Raw genomic sequence first — 2,627 nt, 5'->3', positions numbered from 1 at the left:
CTGCGCGACCTTTTCGCGCGCGAACTCGCTCATGCGCGCGGCGATGGAACGGTACGATTCGCCCCAGCTCGGCTTGTACAGGTTGAGCACGAGTTTCCAGTTGCCGTTGCGCCACAGCGCGCCTTCGCCGTGGCCGATGCGAAGCCCACGGAATTCGTTGCCCGCTTCGATGACACGAGGGTCAGTGTGCAGTTCGAGCGGGGTCTGGCCGCGGTCGGCGCGCACGCCGTTGAGCGCGTCGATGATCGCGCCGGCGGTTTCGCGCGTGCGTTCGAGCGGCGACGAGTAGACGGCGGAGATGGTGTTGGTCTGCGGATTGCTGGCGAGATAGCGCGCGGTCGCCTCGGCCATGCGGCGGCCGCGGTCGGACAGGTGGAAGCCGGGGAGACGTTCGTAGAGCAGATGGCCGGGGTTGTAGACCTTGCCGTGGCGGACGAAGTGGATGGTGGTTGCGGGCATCGTCGTCTCCCTTCACAGAATTCACCTTGCTTTCTTTCACTGTACCGCGTGTCGCGACCGGGGCGGCCTATAGAGTGGCCGTGACCAAACAAGTGAAGAGCAACGCATGCATTCGCACGGCTGACCCACGGCACGGCAACATGACGCAGTGACCGTCGTTGGGGAGTAACGGGAAAGCCGGCCTTCAACCAACTACCAAACGGTAATCGGCGGAGAGGAGACGAGAGCCCTCGGACGAGCGGGCGCCGGATCCGCCGGGCTGCGGACTGCCGTGGCGGCACCGGTCACGGCCGCCGGCGATCACACTGCCGGCGAACGGCCGCGGCGCAACCGACGGCGGCCAATCATCGGCGGCGACCGGCAAGCACCAAGCCAAAAGACGCCAACCGGCATCGTCCGCACCAGCAATACGGCATCATCGTGCAAGGCATGCGGAGCGTGCCGTCAATCGATCGACAACCAATCGATCGCACACGCGCGGCAACGCAACAAGGCCGCCCGCCGCGACGCAAAGCGACGGCCCGGCCTCAGACCCAACCGTGAGCAGAAAGGAGCGGCCATGGCAACCGGCAACAACCAGGTAGTGAGCGCAATCAAGGACATCAACCACAAACTCTTCGGCGGGTATGCGGAGCTGCTCCGCATACCCCACACCGCGCGCTTCGCCGTCGGCTCGGTCATCGCCTGCATGCCGTTCCCGATGGTCGGCATGACGATCACCATCTCCGTGCAGCACTACTACGGCAACTACTCGCTCGCCGGCATGCTCACCGCCATCCAGGCGATCGCGCTGGCGATCGTCTCCCCCGTGCTCGGCAAGCTCGTCGACAAGTTCGGCCAGCGGCAGGTGTCGATCCCGACGATCATCGTGTGGATCGTCTCCGCGATCGCGCTCGTCACGGCCATCACCAACCGCGCGCCGGAATGGGTGCTGTACTGCCTCACCCCGTTCCTCGCCGCCATCCCGCCGTGGGGCGCGATGAGCCGCGCCCGCTGGACGACGCTGCTCAAGGGCGACCGCGAGCGCACCGACCGCGCGCTGAGCCTGTCGGGCGTGTTCGACGAGTGCATGTGGGTGGTCGGCAACCCGCTCGCCTCGACGCTGGCCGTGATCTCCGGCTTGCTCGCGTTCTCGTTCACCGGCGTGTGCGTGATCGTGGGCGCGCTCATGTTCCTGACCGAACTCACGACCGAACCGAAGTCGCAGACCGTGCTCGCCCGCGAGGCCGGCATGACGCGCAAGCAGTACCGCGAACGCGAGGCGGCGCGCGCGAAGGCCGTGCAGGCTGAGGCCGCGGTGGAACGCGCCCGCTGCAAGGCGATGAGCGAGGGGCTGGGCGAGGCGGAAACGGCCGCGGCGATGCGCCTGGCCGAAGCCGACGTGCAGGCCGGGCGCAAGGAGTCGATCTGGGGACCGGGCCTGATCGCCGTGTGCGTGACGTGGTTCTCGCTGGGCGCGTTCCAATCGGCGGCCGGCATTTCGATCATCGCGTTCGCGACCGAGGCGAACATGAAGCAGTACACGGGATTCGTGTTCGCGTGCTTCTCGTTCAGCTCGCTGTGCGGTGCGCTGTTCTACGGCGCGAAGAACTGGACGATCCCGCTGTGGAAGCGCTTCTACTTCTGCCTTGCCGTGGTGAACCTCGGCATCGGCACGTTCATGTTCGCGAAGCACCTGTGGGTGATCATGATCATCTACCTGCTCATCGGCGTGTGCCAGGCCCCGACGTGGATCAACGGCAACCAGCTGATGCTGCATCTGGTGCCGCCGACGCGCTTCACCGAAGGCGTGGCGTGGATGGGCGCGATGAATTCGATCGGGTCGTCGGCCGGTTCGGCGATCGCGGGCCAGTTCATCGACCGCATGGGCTCGCACGGCGGATTCATGGTGGTCACGACGCTGGCGCTGCTGTCGCTGGTGATCGCGTTCGTCGGCTTCAAGCAGATCAAGTCGAGCACGGAAACGCCGACGCTGACGACCGTGAGCGTGTGACGCGCGCTGCAACCGCCGACACGGTGTGCGATACGCTGATCCACAACACCAATGCGTAAGGGCGGGTTCCATGGCGATGAAACCCGTCCCAGCCAATTTCGGTTCTTTCGTTTTGCCGTGTATGGGGCGTGTTGCGGGTGCGTCCGCGCGGTCTCGGAATCGCGCTGTCGCGCGA

The 2,627-nt window shown here is 66.0% G+C and carries 2 protein-coding genes; one reads left to right on the top strand and one right to left on the bottom strand.

Annotated features, from left to right (window positions below; all coding sequences use genetic code 11):
• Window positions 1-459 (bottom strand): histidine phosphatase family protein (locus tag KIH79_RS12645; RefSeq protein WP_219059707.1); only part of this gene is annotated, 459 nt, incomplete at its 3' end.
• 559 nt (window positions 460-1,018) lie between these two features.
• On the opposite strand from KIH79_RS12645, the gene KIH79_RS12640 reads away from it, so the two are divergent.
• On the top strand, window positions 1,019-2,452 hold the full coding sequence (locus KIH79_RS12640; protein WP_219059706.1) for an MFS transporter: 1,434 nt from the start codon (window positions 1,019-1,021) through the stop codon (window positions 2,450-2,452).
• The last annotated feature ends 175 nt before the right edge of the window (window positions 2,453-2,627 follow it).

Origin of the sequence: Bifidobacterium miconis (assembly GCF_019331735.1) — a bacterium.
GTDB classification, from domain to species: domain Bacteria; phylum Actinomycetota; class Actinomycetes; order Actinomycetales; family Bifidobacteriaceae; genus Bifidobacterium; species Bifidobacterium miconis.
Note: the sequence above shows the minus strand (reverse complement) of the source record. Positions and strands in the feature narration are given on the sequence as shown.